This window comes from Geodermatophilus pulveris (assembly GCF_900188375.1).
Taxonomy (GTDB): domain Bacteria; phylum Actinomycetota; class Actinomycetes; order Mycobacteriales; family Geodermatophilaceae; genus Geodermatophilus; species Geodermatophilus pulveris.
The window spans coordinates 644,646-664,082 of sequence record NZ_FZOO01000002.1 but is presented as its reverse complement, the minus strand read 5'-3'; the positions used below and the strand labels follow the sequence as shown (position 1 = coordinate 664,082).

18 protein-coding genes and 1 riboswitch are annotated in these 19,437 nt (G+C 75.5%); of the genes, 8 read left to right on the top strand and 10 right to left on the bottom strand.

Features of this window, described 5'->3' with window-relative positions:
• Nucleotides 1-101 precede the first annotated feature (101 nt).
• From CHB98_RS06610 to serA, 3 genes are all read left to right on the top strand, one after another.
• Nucleotides 102-932 (top strand): hypothetical protein, encoded by an 831-nt coding sequence (locus CHB98_RS06610; RefSeq protein WP_089304767.1) that lies wholly within the window; start codon nt 102-104, stop codon nt 930-932.
• Nucleotides 929-2,122 (top strand): fumarylacetoacetase, encoded by a 1,194-nt coding sequence (gene fahA / locus CHB98_RS06605; protein WP_089304766.1) that lies wholly within the window; start codon nt 929-931, stop codon nt 2,120-2,122. Before CHB98_RS06610 ends, fahA begins: the two co-directional genes overlap by 4 nt.
• Nucleotides 2,123-2,267: 145 nt before the next feature.
• Complete coding sequence (gene serA / locus CHB98_RS06600) at nt 2,268-3,464, top strand: phosphoglycerate dehydrogenase (protein ID WP_089304765.1); 1,197 nt, start codon at nt 2,268-2,270, stop codon at nt 3,462-3,464.
• A 33-nt stretch (nt 3,465-3,497) separates the two neighbouring features.
• Here serA and CHB98_RS06595 read toward each other — a convergent pair whose 3' ends face one another.
• The 6 genes from CHB98_RS06595 to CHB98_RS06570 form a co-directional block, all read right to left on the bottom strand.
• Nucleotides 3,498-4,580 carry a tartrate dehydrogenase gene (locus tag CHB98_RS06595; RefSeq protein ID WP_089304764.1) on the bottom strand — a complete coding sequence of 361 codons (1,083 nt, stop codon included), beginning with the start codon at nt 4,578-4,580 and terminating at the stop codon, nt 3,498-3,500.
• A gap of 334 nt (nt 4,581-4,914) precedes the next feature.
• Nucleotides 4,915-5,187, bottom strand: a complete 273-nt coding sequence (locus CHB98_RS06590) for a type II toxin-antitoxin system RelE family toxin (protein ID WP_089304763.1) — start codon at nt 5,185-5,187, stop codon at nt 4,915-4,917.
• Nucleotides 5,184-5,459, bottom strand: a complete 276-nt coding sequence (locus CHB98_RS06585; RefSeq protein WP_089304842.1) for a type II toxin-antitoxin system Phd/YefM family antitoxin — start codon at nt 5,457-5,459, stop codon at nt 5,184-5,186. Before CHB98_RS06585 ends, CHB98_RS06590 begins: the two co-directional genes overlap by 4 nt.
• Nucleotides 5,460-5,790: 331 nt before the next feature.
• Nucleotides 5,791-6,858 (bottom strand): non-homologous end-joining DNA ligase, encoded by a 1,068-nt coding sequence (gene ligD, locus CHB98_RS06580; protein WP_089304841.1) that lies wholly within the window; start codon nt 6,856-6,858, stop codon nt 5,791-5,793.
• Between the two features lie 47 nt (nt 6,859-6,905).
• Nucleotides 6,906-8,468, bottom strand: coding sequence for an alpha/beta hydrolase (locus tag CHB98_RS06575; protein ID WP_089304762.1), 1,563 nt, complete (start codon nt 8,466-8,468; stop codon nt 6,906-6,908).
• A 150-nt stretch (nt 8,469-8,618) separates the two neighbouring features.
• Nucleotides 8,619-9,698 carry an ATP-dependent DNA ligase gene (locus CHB98_RS06570; RefSeq protein ID WP_089304761.1) on the bottom strand — a complete coding sequence of 360 codons (1,080 nt, stop codon included), beginning with the start codon at nt 9,696-9,698 and terminating at the stop codon, nt 8,619-8,621.
• Between the two features lie 111 nt (nt 9,699-9,809).
• Here CHB98_RS06570 and CHB98_RS06565 point away from each other — a divergent pair, with 111 nt between their 5' ends.
• Complete coding sequence (locus CHB98_RS06565; protein WP_089304760.1) at nt 9,810-10,043, top strand: type II toxin-antitoxin system Phd/YefM family antitoxin; 234 nt, start codon at nt 9,810-9,812, stop codon at nt 10,041-10,043.
• Nucleotides 10,040-10,390, top strand: coding sequence for a type II toxin-antitoxin system VapC family toxin (locus tag CHB98_RS06560; protein ID WP_143424964.1), 351 nt, complete (start codon nt 10,040-10,042; stop codon nt 10,388-10,390). Before CHB98_RS06565 ends, CHB98_RS06560 begins: the two co-directional genes overlap by 4 nt.
• Before the next feature lie 24 nt (nt 10,391-10,414).
• On the opposite strand, the gene CHB98_RS06555 is transcribed toward CHB98_RS06560, so the two are convergent.
• Both CHB98_RS06555 and treZ read right to left on the bottom strand, forming a co-directional pair.
• On the bottom strand, nt 10,415-11,152 hold the full coding sequence (locus CHB98_RS06555) for a dihydrofolate reductase family protein (protein ID WP_089304758.1): 738 nt from the start codon (nt 11,150-11,152) through the stop codon (nt 10,415-10,417).
• Between the two features lie 2 nt (nt 11,153-11,154).
• Nucleotides 11,155-12,909, bottom strand: coding sequence for a malto-oligosyltrehalose trehalohydrolase (gene treZ / locus CHB98_RS06550; protein WP_089304757.1), 1,755 nt, complete (start codon nt 12,907-12,909; stop codon nt 11,155-11,157).
• A gap of 173 nt (nt 12,910-13,082) precedes the next feature.
• On the opposite strand from treZ, the gene CHB98_RS06545 reads away from it, so the two are divergent.
• Genes CHB98_RS06545 through CHB98_RS06535 form a run of 3 tightly spaced genes read left to right on the top strand, consistent with a single transcriptional unit; the run spans nt 13,083 to nt 16,059 of the window.
• Nucleotides 13,083-14,129: an efflux RND transporter periplasmic adaptor subunit gene (locus tag CHB98_RS06545; protein ID WP_089304756.1), complete on the top strand. Its 1,047-nt coding sequence runs from the start codon at nt 13,083-13,085 to the stop codon at nt 14,127-14,129.
• The gene (locus CHB98_RS06540) at nt 14,126-14,842 is read left to right on the top strand and encodes an ABC transporter ATP-binding protein (protein ID WP_089304755.1); all 717 of its coding nucleotides are present in this window, start codon (nt 14,126-14,128) and stop codon (nt 14,840-14,842) included. Before CHB98_RS06545 ends, CHB98_RS06540 begins: the two co-directional genes overlap by 4 nt.
• Nucleotides 14,839-16,059: an ABC transporter permease gene (locus CHB98_RS06535; protein WP_089304754.1), complete on the top strand. Its 1,221-nt coding sequence runs from the start codon at nt 14,839-14,841 to the stop codon at nt 16,057-16,059. Before CHB98_RS06540 ends, CHB98_RS06535 begins: the two co-directional genes overlap by 4 nt.
• 90 nt (nt 16,060-16,149) lie before the next feature.
• Here the strand turns inward: CHB98_RS06535 and CHB98_RS06530 are convergent, their stop codons facing one another.
• Nucleotides 16,150-16,710, bottom strand: coding sequence for a LysM peptidoglycan-binding domain-containing protein (locus CHB98_RS06530; RefSeq protein WP_281251836.1), 561 nt, complete (start codon nt 16,708-16,710; stop codon nt 16,150-16,152).
• A 25-nt stretch (nt 16,711-16,735) separates the two neighbouring features.
• A riboswitch (cyclic di-AMP (ydaO/yuaA leader) is annotated at nt 16,736-16,903 on the bottom strand.
• A 144-nt stretch (nt 16,904-17,047) separates the two neighbouring features.
• Nucleotides 17,048-19,432, bottom strand: coding sequence for a malto-oligosyltrehalose synthase (gene treY / locus CHB98_RS06525; RefSeq protein WP_245820958.1), 2,385 nt, complete (start codon nt 19,430-19,432; stop codon nt 17,048-17,050).
• Nucleotides 19,433-19,437 lie beyond the last annotated feature (5 nt).

The following is a 19,437-nucleotide window of genomic DNA, read 5'->3' as shown; positions in this document are numbered from 1 at the left end:
GTCATGGTCGACACCTTCCGCCCCCTCGACCTCGGCGAGGCCGGCCTCGCCGCCGACGACGGCAGGTACGCCTGGACCTGGTCCGGCCGGGGACCGTCGGCGTGACCACGCTCGTCGACGGGCTGTTCGACGACGCGGCGCTGTTCCCGCCCGGGAACGTGCCGATGGCTGCCGCCGTGCCCGCGCACCGGGAGCTGCGCGCGCGGCTGGGCGAGCTGGTCGGGCCGTTCGTGGTGCCGGCCGCGCGGCTCGGCGAGCTGGTCGCCCACGTGGGCGACGGCGAGCCGCTCGGCGTCTCGGTGATCGCGGCGGCCGGCGACCTGCCACCCGCCGCCGCCCGGGTCGCCGCCTCTCCGGGGCTCACCCTGACCGCGGTCGAGACACCGGTCGTCGCCGACGCCCCGGCTGCGCACGGGGCCGTGCGCGCGCTCGACGAGGTGCTCCCCGCGTCCGTGCCGGCGGCGGTCGAGATCCCCCGCTCGGCGGCGCGGGACGAGGTGCTCGACGTCCTGGCCGGTACCCGGTACCGCGCCAAGCTGCGCACCGGCGGGTTGCGGGCCCACCTCTTCCCCTCCCCGGAGGAGCTCGCCGCCACCCTGTCCGCGTGCGTCGCACGGGGCGTGGCGGTCAAGTGCACCGCCGGGCTGCACGGCGCCGTCCGGCACACCGACCCCGCGACGGGTCTCGAGCACCACGGCTTCCTCAACGTGCTCGCCGCGTGCGCCGCGCTCGCCGCCGGCGAGCCGGCCACGGCCGCCGAGCGGTGGCTGCGCGAGGACGACGCGGGGACGCTCGCCGGCGGATGGTCGCCTGACCGCGTCGCCTGCGCCCGCGCGGTCTTCACCTCCTTCGGCACCTGCAGCGTCCTCGAGCCGGTCGAGGACCTCGTGCGCTCGGGCCTGCTGCCCTTCCCGGACCGGACCCCCGCATGACCTGGCTGGACCTCCCGGACGGCACCGGCTTCGGGCCGGACAACCTGCCCTACGGCGTCTTCTCCACCCGTGGCACGTCGCCGCGCACCGGCGTCGCGATCGGTGACCTCGTCCTCGACCTGCATGCGGTCACCGGCGACGACGTCCACGCGACGGGCTCGCTCAACGGCTTCATGGTCCGGGGCCCGGAGGCGTGGCAGGCCCTGCGGAGGGACCTGACCACCTGGCTCACCGACGCGGCGCACCAGGCGAGGGTCCAGCCGCACCTGGTGCCGCGGTCGGAGGTGACCATGCACCTGCCGGTCTTGGTCGCCGACTACGTGGACTTCTACAGCTCCCGGCACCACGCGGAGAACCTCGGCCGCATGTTCCGCCCGGACTCCGAGCCGCTGACGCCGAACTGGAGGCACCTGCCGATCGGCTACCACGGCCGCGCGGGCACCGTGCAGGTCTCCGGCACCCCGGTCGTCCGCCCGTGCGGTCAGCGCAAGGCGCCCACCGAGGAGGCGCCGACGTTCGGCCCGTCGCAGCGGCTGGACATCGAGGCCGAGGTCGGCTTCGTCGTCGGCGCGCCGTCGGAGCTCGGCACCCCGGTGCCGCTGGGTGCCTTCGAGCGGCACGTGTTCGGCGTGTGCCTGGTCAACGACTGGTCCGCCCGCGACCTGCAGGCCTGGGAGTACGTGCCGCTGGGCCCCTTCCTCGGCAAGTCCTTCCTCACCTCGGTCTCCCCATGGGTCGTGCCGCTGGCCGCGCTGGAGGCCGCGCGGGTGCAGCCCCCGGCCCGCGACGTCCCGCTGCTGCCCTACCTCGACGACACCGGCACCGGGCCCTGGGGGCTGGACATCGCCATCGAGGTCCGCCTCGGCGGCCAGCTGGTCAGCTGCCCGCCGTTCGCGGGGATGTACTGGACCCCGGCCCAGCAGCTGGCGCACATGACCGTCAACGGCGCCGGCCTGCGCACCGGCGACCTGTTCGCCTCCGGCACCGTCTCCGGCGCGGAGGCCGACCAGCGGGGCTCGCTCGTCGAGCTCTCCTGGGGCGGGCAGGAGCCGCTGAGCCTCGCTGACGGCACCAGCCGCACGTTCCTCGAGGACGGCGACGTCGTCACCCTCACCGCCACCGCTCCGGGAACCGGCGGCGGCCGGATCTCGCTGGGGGAGGTCACCGGCCGCGTGGAGCCGGCCCGCTGAGGTGCGACCTGGGGTGTGACCTGGGGTGTGACCTGGGGTGTGACACAGCCCTCCCGCCGGGGTCGTCGATGTCGTCGACACCGACGCTGGACACTGGTCGCGCATCCAGACCCGCGCCACCGTGACCCGAGGAGACCCGTCCGACATGCCCAGAGCCCTGCTGCTGGAGAACGTCGACCCGGTGGCGGTGCAGCTGCTGTCCGCGGCCGGCTACCAGGTGGAGTCGGTGCGGGGCGCCCTCGACGAGGACGACCTGGACGCCGCGCTGGACGGCGTCCGGGTGCTCGGCATCCGGTCGAAGACGCAGGTGAGCGCCGCCGTCCTGGAACGGCACCCGGCGCTGGCCGCGGTGGGCGCCTTCTGCATCGGCACCAACCAGGTCGACCTCGCCGGGGCGGCGGCGGCCGGGGTGGCGGTGTTCAACGCGCCGTACTCCAACACCCGCAGCGTGGTCGAGCTGGCGATCGCGGAGATCATCAGCCTGGCCCGGCGGCTGATCGACCGCGACCGCGCGCTGCACGCCGGGGTGTGGGACAAGTCGGCGACCGGGAGCCACGAGATCCGGGGGCGGACGCTGGGCATCGTCGGCTACGGCAACATCGGCAGCCAGCTGTCGGTGCTGGCCGAGGCCCTGGGCATGCGGGTGCTGTTCTACGACCTGGAGGACAAGCTCGCCCTGGGGAACGCGCAGGCCTGCGGCAGCCTGGAGGAGCTGCTCGAGCGCGCGGAGACGGTGACCCTGCACGTCGACGGGCGCGCCGGCAACGCCGGGCTGTTCGGCGCCGAGCAGTTCGCGCGGATGCGCCCGCGGAGCCTGTTCCTCAACCTCTCCCGCGGGTTCGTCGTCGACCACGAGGCGCTGCGCGAACACGTCTTGTCCGGCCACATCGCCGGCGCGGCGGTCGACGTGTTCCCCGACGAGCCCCGGGCGCAGGGGGACGCGTTCGGCTCCGTGCTGCGCGGGCTGCCCAACGTCATCCTCACCCCGCACGTCGGCGGGTCGACCCAGGAGGCGCAGTACGACATCGGCCGGTTCGTCGCCGGCAAGCTGGTCGACTACACGCGCACCGGGACGACGACGCTGAGCGTGAACCTCCCCGCGGTGGCCCTGCACGGCTCCTCGGCGGCGCGCTTCGCGCTGCTGCACCGCAACGTGCCCGGCGTGCTGGCCCGGGCCGACGCGCTGGTCGGCGAGCACGGGCTCAACGTGGACGGTCAGGTGCTGGCCACCCGCGGCGAGCTCGGCTACGTCGTCACCGACGTCAACGGCCCCCTGAAGCCGGCCCTGCTGGCCGCGCTGGAGGCGCTGCCCGAGACCGTCCGCCTGACCACCTTCCCCTGAGGCCTCCGGCGGGGGAGCCCCTGGCGGCAGCGGTCAGCCGGCCAGGTTGTCGATGACCGCGGCGGTGACGTCCTCCGTGCCGGCGGTGCCGCCGACGTCGCGGGTGCGGGTGCCGCTGCCGGTGGTGACCGCCACGGCGTGCTGGACGGCCTTGGCCTCGTCGGGCAGGCCGAGGTGCTCCAGCATCAGCGCGGCGCTGCCGATGGCGCCGAGCGGGTTGCAGATCCCCTGGCCGGCGATGTCGGGCGCGGAGCCGTGGACGGGCTCGAACATCGAGGGGAAGCGCCGCTCCGGGTTGAGGTTGGCGCTGGCCGCGAGCCCCAGGCTGCCGGCCAGCGCGCTGCCGAGGTCGGAGAGGATGTCGGCGTTGAGGTTGGACGCGACGACGACGGAGAGGTCCTCCGGCCGCAGGACGAACTTGGCGGCCATCGCGTCGACCAGCACGCTCTCGGTCTCCACGTCGGGGTAGTCGGTGGCGACGCGGGCGAACACGTCGTCCCAGAGCACCATGCCGTACTGCTGGGCGTTGCTCTTGGTGACGCTGGAGACCTTCCTGCGGGACCGGGTGCGGGCCAGGTCGAAGGCGAACCGGATGATCCGCTCGCACCCCACCTCGGTGAACACCGCGGACTGGACGGCGACCTCGCCGCGGTCGCCGCGGCCGCCGAAGTTGCGCCCGCCGAAGCCGGCGTACTCGCCCTCGGAGTTCTCCCGGACGACGACCCAGCCCAGGTCGGTGTCGTCGGCCTTGCGCAGCGGGCTCCGGATGCCGGGGAGGAACTCGACGGGGCGGACGTTGGCCCACTGGTCGAAGCTCTGGCAGATCCTCAGCCGCAGGCCCCAGAGGCTCACGTGGTCCGGGACCGTCGGCCAGCCCACCGCGCCGAAGTAGATGGCGTCGAAGTCCGCCAGCTGGTCGAGGCCGTCCTCGGCCATCATCCGGCCGTGCTCGGCGTGGTAGCCGCACCCCCAGGGGAACTCCTGCCAGTCGAAGGCGAAGCGGCCGTGCGAGGCCGTGGCGAGGGCGTCGAGAACGGCGCGGCCGGCCGCGACGACCTCGATCCCGACCCCGTCGGCGGGGATGGCGGCGATGCGGAACGTGCGCTGGGCGGTCATGACGGTCTCCGTGGGGACGACGGCTGCGGGGGTCGCCGTCGAGTCAACGGGGTCACGCCGCCCGCGTCCACGGCTGGTGTCCGATGCCACCCACGGGCACCGCAGGCCAGCATGAGCGGGAGCAGACGGGTCATCGGGCAGTTGGCGCGCCCGGGAGCCGCTCAGCTGCCGTCCCGCGCCCCTCCCGGACCTGGTCCTCGCACCGCCGTCGAGCCGGCCACCCGTCCTGCTGGTGCGGGGCGGGGACGGAGGACCTCCGGCCACGGGCCTCGCTGCTGTGTCCGGGGAGGAGGAGTGCGCTCCCGCACACGCCGGTGCCGGCACGGAGTACCGGTCAGCCGTGGACGTCGGCGCGGTGCGAGTTGCGCACGACCCTCACGAGGACCTCATCGTCGTGGAGCGAGTAGATGACGCGGTACTGGCCCCGTCGCGCGGACCAGTAGCCCTCGAGATCGAAGCGCAACGGCTTCCCGACGCGGTACGGGTCTGCAGCCAGCGACCCGTAGAGGAAGTCGACGACCGCGACGGCCACCGGCTCGGGGAGGTCTCGCTCGACGGCCCCCTTGGCCGCCGCGGGGAGGACGGTGTAGCGACGAGGGCCGGTCACCGCCGGCGGGCCGCGAGTGCGGCCCGCACATCGGCCTCGCCGTGGACCTCGCCGGCGGCCATCGTCTCCTCGGCCTGCCTCATGTCCGAGCGTGCTCGCGGGTCGGAGAGGATCTCCCAGGTCTCCATCAGCGACTCGTAGTCCTCGACGGCGAGGATGACCGCGACCGGGCTGCCGTTCCTCCTGACGGTGACGCGCTCGTGCGTGCCGGCAACCTCGTCGATCACCTGGCTGAAGTGCGCCTTGACCGCGGCCAGAGACTGCGTCGTCATGACCTCGATCGTGGTCGTCACGCTGGCTGTGATGAAGGAGGTCAGCCGGGGGTCGCCGGGACGTGCGGTGTGGGTGGGCTCGACGTAGGGGGTGCACCCTGGGACGACGGAGCCTCCGCGAGACTCGGGTCGGGGGGCCATGTGGCGACGGTGTGCCGGGCAGCTCGTCGAACACCGGCCCTCGGCCGAGGGTCGGTCAGCCGCGGGTGCTCCGGCTGTCGGAGTGGTCCCAGGCGCCTGGGGAGGCGTCCGGAGGAGTGCGCCGGATCCACTGCAGCCCGTGGGTCGTCCGTCGGGTGATCCCCGTGCTCCCCTGGCGTCGAGCGCCGGGTCATCCGTCCTCGCTGGGCGGACGCCGGGCACGGCTGGGCTGCACCCGCATCGGCTCGCCCGGCATCTTGGGGTAGTCCGGCGGGTAGGGCAGGTCGCCGAGGCCGGCGTCGCGGGCCTGGCGCTCGGCCAGCTCCAGCAGCGGCTCGATGCCGAACGCGTGGTCGGACAGGCCCGCGTGGCGGTCGCCGACCTCGCGGAAGCGCGCCGGCATGGTCAGCACGTCGAAGTCCGTCGGGTGCACGTCGGGCAGCTCGTCCCAGTCGACGGGGGCGGACACCGGGGCGTGCGGCCTGGGCCGGATGGAGTACGCGGAGGCGATGGTGCGGTCCCGGGCCATCTGGTTGTAGTCGATGAAGATCTTCTCCCCGCGCTCCTCCTTCCACCACGACATGGTCACGCGCTCGGGGATGCGCCGTTCCAGCTCGCGGCCGAAGGCGATGACCGCGCGGCGCACCTCGGGGAAGGTCCAGCGCGGCTGGATGGGCACGTAGACGTGCACCCCCCGCCCGCCGGAGGTCTTCGGCCAGCCCTGCATGCCGAACTCATCCAGCAGCTCGCGCACGTGCGGCGCGACCCACACGGCGTCGGAGAAGTCGGTGCCCGGCTGCGGGTCCAGGTCGATGCGGATCTGGTCGGGCTGCTCCACGTCGGCCTTGGACACCGGCCACGGGTGGAAGGTCAGCGTGCCCAGGTTCGCGCACCAGGCGACGACGGCGACGGAGTCCGGCGCGATCTCGTCCGCCGTCCGCCCGCTGGGGAAGGTGATGTGCGCGGTCGGCACCCAGTCGGGCGCGTTCTTGGGCACCCGCTTCTGGTAGAAGGCGTCGCCGGTGTTGTCCACCCGGGTCGAGAGCCGGGCGCCCTCGAACACGCCGCCCGGCCAGCGCTCCAGCGTCGTCGGCCGGTCCCGCAGCGCGTGCAGGATCCCGTCGCCGACGGCGAGGAAGTACTCGACGACGTCGATCTTGCGGATCCCGCGCTCGGCGAAGTACGGCTTCTCCGGGCTGGAGACGCGCACCTCGTGCCCGTCGACCTGCACCAGGACGGCGTCCTTGGCCGACGCCATCACCGGCTCGGTCCCGCGGCGGTGATCACGCGGCGCACCCTAGGCCGTCAGGCCGGGCACGTCAGCCCGTCCTGCGGCGCGACCAGGTCGATGAGGTAGGCGTTCACCGCCGCGGTGACGCAGTCGGTCTTCGGGTAGGCGGTGTGCCCCCGGCCCTCCCAGGTGAGCAGGACGCCGGAGGTGAGGTCCTCGGCCATGTCCTGCGCCCCGGACAGCGGGGTCACCGGGTCGCCGGCGTTGCCGATCACCAGCACCGGCGGCGCGCCCTCGGCGTCCCGCTCCGGGACCGGGGTGCGCTCGGCCTCCCACACGGAGCAGGTGTGCAGCCCGATGGCCGAGCCGGCGCCGAACAGCGGGTACCTCTGGCCCCACTCGGCGGCCAGCGCGCGGACCTCCTCCTCCGGGACCGCCGACGCCGGGTCGGTGTCCGCGCAGTTGATCGCCAGGTTGGCGTCGATCAGGTTGGTGTAGCTGCCGTCCGCGAGCCGGCCGGACAGGGGGTCGGCCAGCGCGAACAGGCCCTGCGAGTCGCCGGCGCGGGCGGCGGCCAGGGCCTGGGTCAGCTGCGGCCAGCTGCTGGTGTCGTACTGCGCGGCCAGCACGGCGTACACCACCACGCCGGGGGTGGCCTGGCGGGTCTCGCCGGGCAGCGCGCTCGGGATCGGGGCGGCCGCGGCCTGGGCCAGCAGCTCCTCGATGGACCGGCGCGGCTCGGGCCCGAGCGGGCACCCCGAGACCAGGGCGACGCAGTCGGCCGCGAAGGCGTCCACGCTGGCCTCCAGCGCGGCGGCCTGCGCCTCGGCCTCGCCCCGCGGGTCGTCGTCGGGGTCGACGGCGGCGTCGAGCACCAGCGCCCGCACCCGGTCGGGGAACAGCTCGGCGTAGGTCGAGCCCAGCGTGGTGCCGTAGGAGTAGCCGAGGTAGGTGAGCTGCTCGTCGCCCAGCGACTGGCGCAGCAGGTCCATGTCCCGGGCGGTGTCGACGGTGGTGAAGGTGCCCAGCGCCTCGCCGTACTCCGCGGCGCACGCGTCGGCGGCCTCCCGGGTCAGCGCGAACGCCTCGTCGACCTGCTCCGGCGTGGCCGGCCGCGGCTCGGCGGCCACGAACCGGTCCTTGACCTCGGCCGGCACGCACTCGACCGGCGTCGACGCGCCCACCCCGCGCGGGTCGAAGCCGACGACGTCGAAGCGGCGCAGCACGTCCTCGGGCAGCGAGAGCGCCAGCGCGACGCCCGCGTCTGCGCCGGACCCGCCGGGCCCGCCGGGGTTGACCACCAGCGAGCCGATCCGGTCGGTCTGGCCGGCCAGCCGGGCCCGCACGAGGAACAGCGGCAGCGTCTCGCCCTGCGGCTCGTCGTAGCTGATCGGCACCTCGGTGCGGCCGCACTCGAAGGCGAGGTCCCGCTCGCTGCCCGGCGCGCCGGCCACGAACTGGGAGATCTCCGCGTCGCAGTCGCGCCAGGCGATGTCGGCGGCCACCGGCTCGGCCGGTGCCGAGGGGGCCGGGGCGGACGACGCGGCTGCCGTCTCTTCCGAGGAGGGGGAGGTGCAGCCGGAGACGGCCACGAGCAGGCCGGAGGCGGCGGCGAGCAGACCGCGGGACAGGCGCATGGGTGCCCAGCGTAGGCGGCCCGCGTGCAGGGGCCCGCCGCGAGCGTGCGAGTGGTGGGGGGCAGGCGGGTCCTTCATCCGTTCGGGTGACCGGCCCCCTGCAGGGTCCCGCCGCGAGCTCGCGAGTGGCCGGGGGCAGGAGGTCCTGTCTCAGCCGGCGAGGACCTCGGCCAGGTCGTAGCGCACCGGCACCTCCAGCTGGTCGTAGGTGCAGCTGCGCGCCTCCCGGTCCGGGCGCCAGCGCAGGAAGTGGCCGGTGTGCCGCAGCCGCCGCCCCTCCAGCTGGTCGTACTTGACCTCCACGACCAGCTCCGGCCGCAGCGGCACCCAGGACAGGTCCTTGCCGGCGTTCCAGCGGCTCTGCGCCCCGGGCATCCGGTGCTCCTCGCCGCCCGCGCCGTCCACCACCTGCGCGTTCGCCCACTCCTGCCACGGGTGCCCGTCCAGCGCCTCGGCCCGGTAGGGCGCCAGCTCCTCGACCAGCTCGGCCCGCCGGGCCATCGGGAAGGACGCCGCGACGCCGATGTGCTGCAGGTCGCCGGAGCCGTCGTACAGCCCCAGCAGCAGCGACCCGACGACCGGCCCGCTCTTGTGCCAGCGGAATCCGGCGACCACGCAGTCCGCCGTCCGCACGTGCTTGACCTTGGTCATCAGCCGCTGGTCGGGGCCGTAGGGCAGGTCGGCGGCCTTGGCCACGATGCCGTCCAGCCCGGCCCCCTCGAACTGCTCGAACCAGCGCCGCGCGGTGTCCGGGTCCTGGGTGATCGCCGTGACGTGCACCGACTCCGTAACGGTCACGACCTGCTGCAGCCGGGCCCGCCGCCGGGCGAAGGGCACCTCCACCAGCGACTCGTCGCCGAGCGCGAGCAGGTCGAAGGCGACGAAGGACGCCGGTGTCTGCCCGGCCAGCAGGTCGACGCGGGACCTGGCGGGGTGGATGCGCTGGAGCAGCGCCTCGAAGTGCAGCCGGTCACCCCGGGGGACGACGATCTCCCCGTCGACCACGCACCGCTCGGGCAGCGCCGCCTTGACCGCCTCGACCACCTCGGGGAAGTAGCGGGTGAGCGGGCGCTCGTTGCGGCTGCCGAGCTCCACCTCGTCGCCGTCCCGGAAGACGATGCAGCGGAAGCCGTCCCACTTCGGCTCGTAGTACATGCCCTCGGCGGTGGGCACCGTGGTCACGGCCTTGGCCAGCATCGGCTTCACCGGCGGCAGCAGCGGCAGGTCCATGCGCGCAGTGAAGCAGCCGGCGACGACGACCGGGGCGCGCCGGCCACGACCGTCACCAGGTCGGGGGCTCGAGGGGGCGGCACCCGCACCCTCGCCCATGGACCAGGTCCCATGACCACGTCAGTCGGCGTGCACGAGGCCAAGACCCACCTGTCGCGGCTGCTGGAGGAGGTCGCGGCCGGCGAGGAGGTCGAGATCACCGACCGCGGGAGGGTGGTCGCCCGGCTGGTCGGTCCTGCCCGGCGGACGCCCGACCTCGGGCTCGACCGAGGTCACGTCTGGGTCGCCGAGGACTTCGACGACCCGCTGCCGGAGGACCTGCAGAAGGCGTTGGAGGAGTGGTGACCCACCTCCTCGACACGCACGTGCTGGTCCGGGCGGCCACCACGCCCGAGCGACTCGGTGCCGCGGAGCACCTGCTGGGTGGCGCCGATCGCCGGGTCGTCCCCGCTGTGAGCGTGTGGGAGCTGGCCATCAGGCAGGGCCTCGGGGAGCTGGAGCCCGGGTCAGACGTCCGGACCTGGATCCGGCGCGCGGCCAGTGAGCTGGTCCTCGACCACCTGCCGGTCACCGCCGAGCACGCCGCGGCGGTGGAGCAGCTGCCCGACGTCCACCGCGACCCGTTCGACCGGCTGCTCACCGCGGACGCCCGGCTGGCCGCATGCGGTGCTGCCGTGCGGGTGATCGAGTGAGGACGGTGGCCGGCGCCCGGCGCGCTACCGGTCGACCGCGTAGCGGGTGAACAGGACGCCGTCCTCCTCCAGCAGCTGCACCAGCCGGGGGCGGACGACGTCCCGCAGCGGCGCCGGCACCAGCCGGTCCGGGCCGCCGACCAGCGCGGGGGCCAGCGTCAGGTCCAGCTCGTCGACCACCCCGGCGGCCAGCGCGGCGGACAGCAGCTGCGGGCCGCCCTCGCAGAGCACCTGCTCCAGGCCGCGGTCGGCCAGCGCGTCCAGCGCGGCGGGCAGGTCGACGTCGTCGTCCCCGCAGACGAGCACGGCCACCCCCGCGGCCGCCAGCGCCGCCCGGCGGCCGGGGTCGGTGGCCGCGCAGGTGACCAGCAGCGTGGAGGGCACGGCCAGCCGGTCGCCGGGTGCCAGGGACGCCCGGCGGGACACCACCGCGACCGGCGCCGACGCCGGCCGGCCCAGCGCCGTCCGCAGCCCGGCCACCGACGGGTCGGCGTCCACCGGCCGGTAGCCCTCGGCGGCCGCGGTGCCGTGCCCGACCAGCACCACGTCGGCCAGCGCCCGCAGCGTCCGGAACACCCGCCGGTCGCCCGGCGAGCCCAGGCCCCCGCTGCGGCCGTCGACGGCCACCGCCCCGTCCAGGGAGGTGACGAAGTCGACCCGCAGCGAGCGCCCCGGCGGCAGCCGGTAGGCCTCGGCGAGTCCGGTGTCGTCGAGTCCGGTGTCGTCGAGGTCGGCGCCCGGGCGCGGCAGCAGCCGCCGCACGGTCAGGCGGTGGTGACCACGGCCGCGCTCTCCGCCGGCAGGGTCACCGTGGCGCCCTCGACGGCCGGGACCTCCCCGGTGGCGAAGAGCACCTCGCCCGCCGTGCGGTCCAGGTCGATCTCGCACGGGCGGTCGGAGAGGTTGACCACCACCCGCAGCGTGCCGCGGTGCACGACCAGCCAGCGGTCGGCGTCGTCCCAGGCCACGCGCACGGCGGCCAGGTCGGGGTCGACGAGGTCGGGGTGCGCCCGGCGCAGGGCGAGCAGGGCCCGGTGCACGCCGAGCAGCCCCGCGTGCGGGTCCTCGTCCACCTCGGCCCAGTCCAGCTTCGAGCGCTGGAAGGTCTCCGGGTCCTGCGGGTCGGGCACCTCGTCGGCGTCCCACCCGTGCTCGGCGAACTCGCCCTTGCGCCCCTCGGCGGTCGCCCGGCCGATCTCCGGGTCGGTGTGGCTGGTGAAGAACTGCCACGGGGTGCTCGCGCCCCACTCCTCGCCCATGAAGAGCATCGGGGTGAACGGGCTGGTCAGCACCAGCGTGGCCCCGACGGCGAGCAGGCCGGGGGACAGCGACGCGGAGATGCGGTCGCCGACCGCGCGGTTGCCGATCTGGTCGTGGTCCTGCAGGTAGCCGACGAACTTCCAGCCGGGCAGCAGCGCGGTGTCCACCGGCCGGCCGTGGTGCCGGCGGCGGAAGCTGGACCACGCGCCGTCGTGGAAGAAGGCGCCGGTCAGCGTCTTGGCCACCGCGCCGATGCCGGCGTCGGCGAAGTCCCGGTAGTAGCCCTGGCCCTCGCCGGTGAGCGTCGCGTGCAGCGCGTGGTGGAAGTCGTCGCTCCACTGCGCGTGGATGCCGGTGCCGTGGGCCACCCGCGGGGTGACCATGCGCGGGTCGTTGAGGTCGCTCTCCGCGATCAGCGTCAGCGGCCGGCCGACCGCGACCGACAGCCGGTCGACCTCCTGGGCCAGCTCCTCCAGCACGTGGGTGGCCCGCTCGTCGACCAGCGCGTGGACGGCGTCCAGCCGCAGCCCGTCGACGTGCATGTCCCGCAGCCACATGAGCGCGTTGTCGATGACGTACCGGCGCACCTCGTCGGAGTCCGGTCCGGACAGGTTCACCGAGCTGCCCCAGGTGTTGGCGCCGCCCTCGCTGAACACCGGCATGAACAACGGCAGGTAGTTCCCCGACGGGCCGAGGTGGTTGTAGACGACGTCCTGGACCACGCCCAGGCCGCGCCGGTGGCAGGCGTCGACGAAGCGCTGGTAGGCCGCCGGGCCGCCGTAGGTCTCCTGCACCGTGTACCAGAGGACGCCGTCGTAGCCCCAGTTGTGCGTGCCGTCGAAGCCGTTGACCGGCAGCAGCTCGACGAAGTCCACGCCGAGCTCGACCAGGTGGTCCAGCCGCCCGACCGCCGCGTCCAGGGTCCCCTCGGGGGTGAACGTGCCGACGTGCATCTCGTAGACCACGCCGCCGGCCAGCGGGCGGCCGGTCCACGCGCCGTCGCCCCACGCGTACGACGCCGGGTCGAAGCGGCGGGACGGCCCGTGCACGCCCTCGGGCTGGCGGCGCGACCGCGGGTCGGGGTACGGCTTGTCGTCGTCCCCGAGCAGGAAGGCGTAGTCGGCCTCCGGGCCGGCCTCGACCTCGGCGCGCCACCAGCCCCCGCCGTCCCGGCGCATGTCGTGGACCGACCCGTCGACCTGCAGCCGGACCCGCTCCGGGACCGGCGCCCAGACGGCGAACTCGACGGCAGCGGACATGCAGGGGCCTCCAGGGTCCGGCGGGGTGTCCCGGGGGAGATGCCCGCGCCGGGCGCCGCCAACCCCCGTTCCCGGCGTGCCGCGCACCACCGGTCATGCGGAGCGCGTCGGTGTCGTTACCGTGCGCTACCGCAGGGGCCCGCCGCGCCGCCCCACCGCCGCCGAGGAGTCCCATGAGCAGCGCCCCGAGCACGCTCCGCACCGTCGTCCTGCCGGTGCTCCGGCTGCTGGTGTGGGCCGTCATCGCCGCCGCGCTCGTGGTGCTCGCCTTCCGCGGGGGCAGCGGGGAGGCCGCGCCGGTGTCCGGGGGCGCGCCGCCGGTCGACCTCACCTCCCCGGTGGTCCCCGTCGCGCGCGGCACGGTCGCCAACACGGTCACCGTGCAGGGCACGGTGGTCGCCGACGCCGCGGTCCCGGTCCGGGCCACCCGGGCCGGCACGGTCCGGCGGGTGCTGGTCGAGCCCGGCGAGGTGGTCGCCGAGGGCGACGCGGTGCTGGAGGTGCGCTGGGAGGAGGACCGCGCGCCGGTCACCGGCACCGACGCCGACGGCAACCCGACGAGCACGCCGCGGGAGCCGCTGGTGCGGACGACGACCGTCCGCGCGCCCGCCGCGGGCACCGTCGGCGCCGTCGACGTGCTGGTCGACCAGGTCGTCGCGGTCGGCGACCGGGTCGCGGCCGTCTCCCCGGGGACGCTGTCGGTCACCGCGACGCTCACCCAGGACGACCAGTTCCGGCTGCTCGCCCCGCCGTCCACCGCGCAGGTCGAGGTGCAGGGCGGGCCGGCCCCGTTCCCGTGCACCGAGCTGACGATGGGCGCGCCGGCCGCCCCGGTTGACCCGGCCGCCGGCCCCGACGCCGTCGTCCCCGACCCGGCCGCCGCCGGCGGGGGGCAGGGCGGCACGACCGCCCGCTGCCGGGTCCCGGCCGGGACCACCGTGTTCGCCGGCATGGCCGCCACGGTCGTCGTGGACGCCGGCCTGGCCGAGGACGTGCTGGTCGTCCCGGTGACCGCCGTGCAGGGCTCGGTGCAGCGCGGCAACGTCTGGGTGGTCGGCCCCGGCGGCGCCCAGGAGGAGCGGTCGGTCGTCCTGGGGCTCACCGACGGCGAGCAGGTCGAGGTCCGCGAGGGCCTGGCCGAGGGCGACCAGCTGCTGCTGTTCGTGCCGGTGCCCGACGACACCGTCGAGGAGCCGGGGATGGCCGGGCCGTACGGATGACCCTCCTGTCGCTGCGCGGCATCAGCCGCGAGGTCGTGCTGCCCGACGGCGGCGTGCTGCCGATCCTCACCGGCGTCGACCTGGAGGTGGCCGCCGGCGAGCACGTGGCGGTCGTCGGCCGCTCCGGGTCGGGCAAGTCGACCCTGCTCAACATCCTCGGGCTGCTGGACACCCCCACCGGCGGTGAGTACCTGCTCGACGGGGAGCCGACCGGCGCGCTGCGCGCCCGCCGCCGGGCCCGGCTGCGCGGCGAGGTGTTCGGCTTCGTCTTCCAGCAGTTCAACCTGCTGCCGCGGCGCACCGCGGAGGAGAACGTGGCCGCCCCGCTGCTGTACGCCCGCGGCCGCGACGTGCTGCGCCGGCGAGCCACCGCGCGCGCGATGCTCGACCGGGTGGGCCTCGGCGCCCGCACCGACATGGTCCCCGAGCGGCTCTCCGGTGGTGAGCAGCAGCGGGTGGCCATCGCCCGGGCGCTGGTGCGCGCGCCGCGGGTGGTGCTGGCCGACGAGCCGACCGGCGCCCTCGACGTGGAGACCGGCGCGCAGGTCATGGCGCTGCTGGCCGGGGCCGCCGCGGCCGGCGGCGCGGCGCTGGTCACGATCACCCACGACCAGAACGTCGCCCGGCTCGCCGACCGCCGCTACCGGCTGGACGCCGGCCGGCTCACGCCGCTCGCCGACGCGGCCGCGCCGGTCCCGGAGGCCGCCCGGTGACCCCGGTGCTGGCCACGCTCGCCGAGGCGTGGAGCGAGGTGCGGGTGCACAAGGCCCGCGTGGTGCTCTCCCTCGTCGGCGTCTTCCTGGCCGTCTTCGCCATGACCACGGTGACCGCGCTCGGCCTCATCGTCGCCCAGGTGCAGCAGGAGCAGGGCGAGCGCTACGGCGGGCGCCCGGCCACCGTCGCGGTCACCGCCTACGACCCGCAGACCGGGATGCCGCCGGCCGCGGGGGAGTGGGACGCGGCCGTCACCGACCTCACCGGGCGGTACGGGATCACCGGGACGGCGAGCATCGCCCACGAGGAGACCCGCTTCCGGTTGCCCGGGGGTACCCGGTCGGTGCAGACCCGGCGCGTCTCGCCGTCCTACGGGCCGCTGCACCGCGTCGAGCCGGTCGAGGGCCGGTGGCTGCGTGAGGGCGACCGGGACAGCCTGGCGCCGGCCGTCGTCGTCAACGAGGCGTTCCTCGGCGCGCTCGGCGTGCCGGACCTGAGCACCCGCCCGACCGTCGTCATCAGCGGGTCGCGCCCGGTGCGGGCCGCGATCGTGGGCGTGGTCCGCGAGGGCCACGGCGAGGAGCTGCTCGCCTACCGGGTGGACCGGTCGGCCGGCCCGTGGGACGAGCCGGGTCCGGCCGACCCGGCGGCGATGGCCCACGGCTCGTCGACGCTGGAGCTGTGGGTGCCGCCCGAGCAGGCCGACGAGGTGATGGCGGTGGTCGCCAACGACCTGGGCCTGGCGCTCGGCGGGGCCCAGGTGGACGCCTACCGGCAGGACTCCGAGGGCCTGGAGGAGACCCTCGGCCTGCTCCGGCTGGCCATCCGCGGGGCGGGCACCGTGGTGCTCGTCCTCGGCGGGCTGGGCGTGCTCAACATCGGGCTGGTGACCGTCCGCCAGCGGATCCGGGAGATCGGCGTGCGGCGCAGCTTCGGCGCCACCTCGTCGCGGATCTTCTCCGCGATCATGCTGGAGAGCGTCTGCGCCACGTTCATGGCCGGGCTGGGGGCGGTGGCGCTGTCGGTGGTGCTGGTCCGCAGCCTGCCGCTGGAGTCGCTGCTCAACGGCGGAGTGCCGCTGGCCGACACCCCCGGCTTCCCGGTCGCGGCGGCGGTGGAGGGGCTGGTGGCCGCCACCGCGGTCGGCGCGCTGGCCGGGCTGCTCCCCGCCGTCATCGCCGTCCGCGCCAGGGTGATCGACGCCATCCGCTTCTGAGCGGCCGGCGTCGCCGCGATCATGGCGCCGTGACCACCGGACGGGCTCCGGGGGCGGTCACGGCGCCGTGATCGGCGCCTCAGGGAGGGGTCACGGCAGCTGCAGGACCTGACCCACCCGGATCACGTGCGGGCCGGCCAGCTGGTCGTCGTTGGCCGCGTACAGCGCCTGCCAGCCACCGGCCACGCCCTGCTGCCCGGCGATCCTGCCGAGCGTGTCGCCGGCGACGACGGTGTACGTCGCCCCGCCGGCGGCCGGCGCGGCGGGAGCCGGGGCCGGAGCGGCCGCGGGGGCCGCGCCCGCCTCGGGGGCCGACGGGTCCAGTGCCTTGCCGCAGTTCGGCCAGGCGCCGGGGCCCTGGACGTCGAGCGTGCGCTCGGCGACCGCGATCTGCTGCGCCTTGGTCGCCAGGTGGGCGTTGGACGCGTACTCCTGGCCGCCGAACGCCGCCCAGGTGCTGGCGCTGAACTGCAGGCCGCCGTAGTAGCCGTTGCCGGTGTTGATGGCCCAGTTGCCGCTGGACTCGCACTGGGCGACGGCGTCCCAGTCGTTGGCGGGGGCGGCCGAGGCCGGCCCGGTGAGGACGCCGAGGGAGACGGCCGCTGCCCCGGTGAGGACGACGGCGCCGCGGCGCAGGGCGCGTGCGGGCACGCGGGAAGAGGACGAGCGCATGAGGGGACTCCCGATCCGCCGCCTGCGAGGTGAGCTGTCGGGTTCGGGGCGATCGGTGCCCCGGCCGTGCACGCACGGCTTCACCCCGAGACGCGCGGCCGGTGCGGCCGGGCGCCGAGATGGGTCCCCCACCCCCGTCCTGGCTGTGCAGGAGGTACGGCGGCCGACGGACGGGGTTCGGCGGATCGGCTCCGGCACCCGGACTCTGATCCCGGGTGCGGAGCCAAGGTAACGGCCGGGTCACGGCGAGACGACACCGGCCCCACAGGTCGGCCAGGCCACGCCGCCGCCCGCGGACGGCGGCGTGACCTCCCTCTCACCCGGCCGCCGGCGCCGTCCCCGGCTGGTCGTGCACGAGCAGGGCGACCGGCAACCGCTCCAGCAGCGCGGCCACCGGGAGGCCACCGGCGTCGGACACGTGCCGCCCGCCGGTGAGCAGGTCGCGCCAGGCCCCGGTCGGCAGCTGCAGCGCCGTGTCGCCCCAGCCGGCGATCGACAGGCCCACCGGCAGCCGGGTCGCCACGGGCACCACGCCGCCCCGGTCGTAGGCCACCAGGTGGTCGGCGCCCGGGCCGGACGCCGTCACCGGCTCGTACCCGGCGAACCACTCCGGGTGCTCCCGGCGGGCCCGCAGCACCCGGGACACCACGAGCAGCTTGGCCGCGCCGGTGTCGTCGACCCCGGGCACCTCCCCGTCGTCCAGCCGGGCCAGCAGCCGGCGGCGCTCCGCGTAGTCGACCGGGCGGCGGTTGTCCGGGTCGACCAGCGAGTGGTCCCACAGCTCGGTGCCCTGGTAGACGTCCGGGACGCCGGGCATGGTCAGCTGCAGCAGCTTCTGCGCCAGCGAGTTGGACCGGCCGGACGGCGTGATGCGGGCGACGAACCGCTCGATCTCCGCGGAGGTCCGCTCGTCGTCGTAGGCCGCGTCGACCATCTCGTACAGCGCGGTCTCGAACTCCTCGTCCACGTCGGTCCACGTCGTCGACAGGCCCGCCTCGCGGGCGGCCTTCTCCGCATAGGCGTGCGCCCGCTCCCGCGACAGCGGCCACGCCCCGACCAGGTTCTGCCACACCAGGTGCGCCAGCGGCCGGTCGGGCAGCGGGTGGCGGGTCAGGAGCCCGCGGACCAGGTCGGCCCACTCCCCGGCGAGCTCGGCCAGCACGGCCAGCCGGGCCCGGGTGTCCTCGCTGCGCTTGGTGTCGTGGGTCGACAGCGTGGTCATCGACGCCGACCGGCCCTCCGCGCGGCGCCGCTGCGCCTCGTGGAACTCCTCGACCGTGCTGCCGAACCGCGCCGGGTCGCCGCCCACCTCGTTGAGCACGACGAAGCGCGCCCAGCGGTAGTAGGCGCTGTCCTCGACGCCCTTGGCCATGACCGGGCCGCTGGTCTGCTCGAAGCGGGTCGCCGCCTCGCTGCCGGCCTGGGACAGCACCGGGTGCAGCGCGTCCAGGGCGGCGGCGAGGTCGGGACGGCGCTCCCGCACGGCGGCCACCGTGGCGTCCAGGTGCTCGCGGCCGTCGGGCAGGTAGGTGCGGTAGACCGGGAAGGACGCCAGCAGCTCGGCCAGCGCCTCCAGCCCGTCCTCCCGGGACACCCCCGGCAGCTCGCCGATCACCCGCACCAGCCGGGCCAGCTCCGAGCCGAGGATCCCGTCGGTCACCTCGCGCTTGCTCCGCCGCACCAGCTCCGCGTAGTCGACCGGGGCGCCGGAGACCTCGGTGTCCAGCGCGCTCATCCGCGCCTCGCCGCCCGGGTCGACCAGCACCTGGTCGACCTCGGCCAGCGCGTCGTAGCCGGTCGTCCCGGCGGCCCGCCACGACCCCGGCAGGTCCTCGCCCGGCTCCAGGATCTTCTCCACGACGGTCCACCGACCGCCGGCGGCCTCGGCCAGCCGGTCCAGGTACCCCTTGGGGTCGGCCAGGCCGTCGGGGTGGTCGATCCGCAGCCCGTCGACCGCGCCCCCGGCGACCAGGTCCAGCACCAGCCGGTGGGTGGCCTCGAAGACCGCCGGGTCCTCCGCGCGCAGCCCCGCGAGGGTGTTGATCGCGAAGAACCGCCGGTAGTTGAGGTCGCGGTCGGCCCGCCGCCAGTCGACCAGCTCGTAGTGCTGCCGGTCGTGCACCTCCTGCGGCGTGCCCTCGCCGGTGCCCGGCGCGACGGGGAAGCGGTTGTCGTAGTACCGCAGCTCCGGGCCGTCCTCCGTCCGGACCACCTCGAGCTTCTCGACGTCGTCGGCCGAGCCGAGCACCGGGACGCGCACCCGGCCGCCGCCGAAGTCCCAGTCGACGTCGAAGGCGGCCGCGTGGGCGCTGTCCCGCCCGTGCCGCAGCACGTCCCACCACCAGGGCGCCTCGGCCGGGTCGGCGATGCCCATGTGGTTGGGCACCAGGTCCAGCACCAGGCCGAGCCCCTGCTCGTGCAGCGCGGCGACCAGCCGGTCGAAGCCGGCCCGGCCGCCGCGCGGCTCGTCGATGTGCGCGTGGTCGACGGTGTCGTAGCCGTGCGTGCTGCCCGCCGCCGACCGCAGCAGCGGGGAGGTGTAGGCGTGGCTGACGCCGAGGTCGGCCAGGTAGCCGGCCACGGCGGCGGCGTCGTCCAGGGTGAAGTCGGCGGTGACCTGCAGGCGGTAGGTCCCGGTCGGGACGTCGCGGCGGCGGTCCGGGCTCAGCGGCGCGGACCCGCTCACGACCGGCCCGCTCACGACCG

Coding starts and splice junctions, on each gene's coding strand:
- fahA (WP_089304766.1), top strand. CDS start 929: ATGACCTGGCTGGACCTCCCGGACGGCACCGGCTTCGGGCCGGACAAC.
- serA (WP_089304765.1), top strand. CDS start 2,268: ATGCCCAGAGCCCTGCTGCTGGAGAACGTCGACCCGGTGGCGGTGCAG.
- CHB98_RS06595 (WP_089304764.1), bottom strand. CDS start 4,580: ATGACCGCCCAGCGCACGTTCCGCATCGCCGCCATCCCCGCCGACGGG.
- CHB98_RS06585 (WP_089304842.1), bottom strand. CDS start 5,459: ATGACGACGCAGTCTCTGGCCGCGGTCAAGGCGCACTTCAGCCAGGTG.
- ligD (WP_089304841.1), bottom strand. CDS start 6,858: ATGGCGTCGGCCAAGGACGCCGTCCTGGTGCAGGTCGACGGGCACGAG.
- CHB98_RS06575 (WP_089304762.1), bottom strand. CDS start 8,468: ATGCGCCTGTCCCGCGGTCTGCTCGCCGCCGCCTCCGGCCTGCTCGTG.
- CHB98_RS06570 (WP_089304761.1), bottom strand. CDS start 9,698: ATGGACCTGCCGCTGCTGCCGCCGGTGAAGCCGATGCTGGCCAAGGCC.
- CHB98_RS06565 (WP_089304760.1), top strand. CDS start 9,810: ATGACCACGTCAGTCGGCGTGCACGAGGCCAAGACCCACCTGTCGCGG.
- treZ (WP_089304757.1), bottom strand. CDS start 12,909: ATGTCCGCTGCCGTCGAGTTCGCCGTCTGGGCGCCGGTCCCGGAGCGG.
- CHB98_RS06545 (WP_089304756.1), top strand. CDS start 13,083: ATGAGCAGCGCCCCGAGCACGCTCCGCACCGTCGTCCTGCCGGTGCTC.
- CHB98_RS06540 (WP_089304755.1), top strand. CDS start 14,126: ATGACCCTCCTGTCGCTGCGCGGCATCAGCCGCGAGGTCGTGCTGCCC.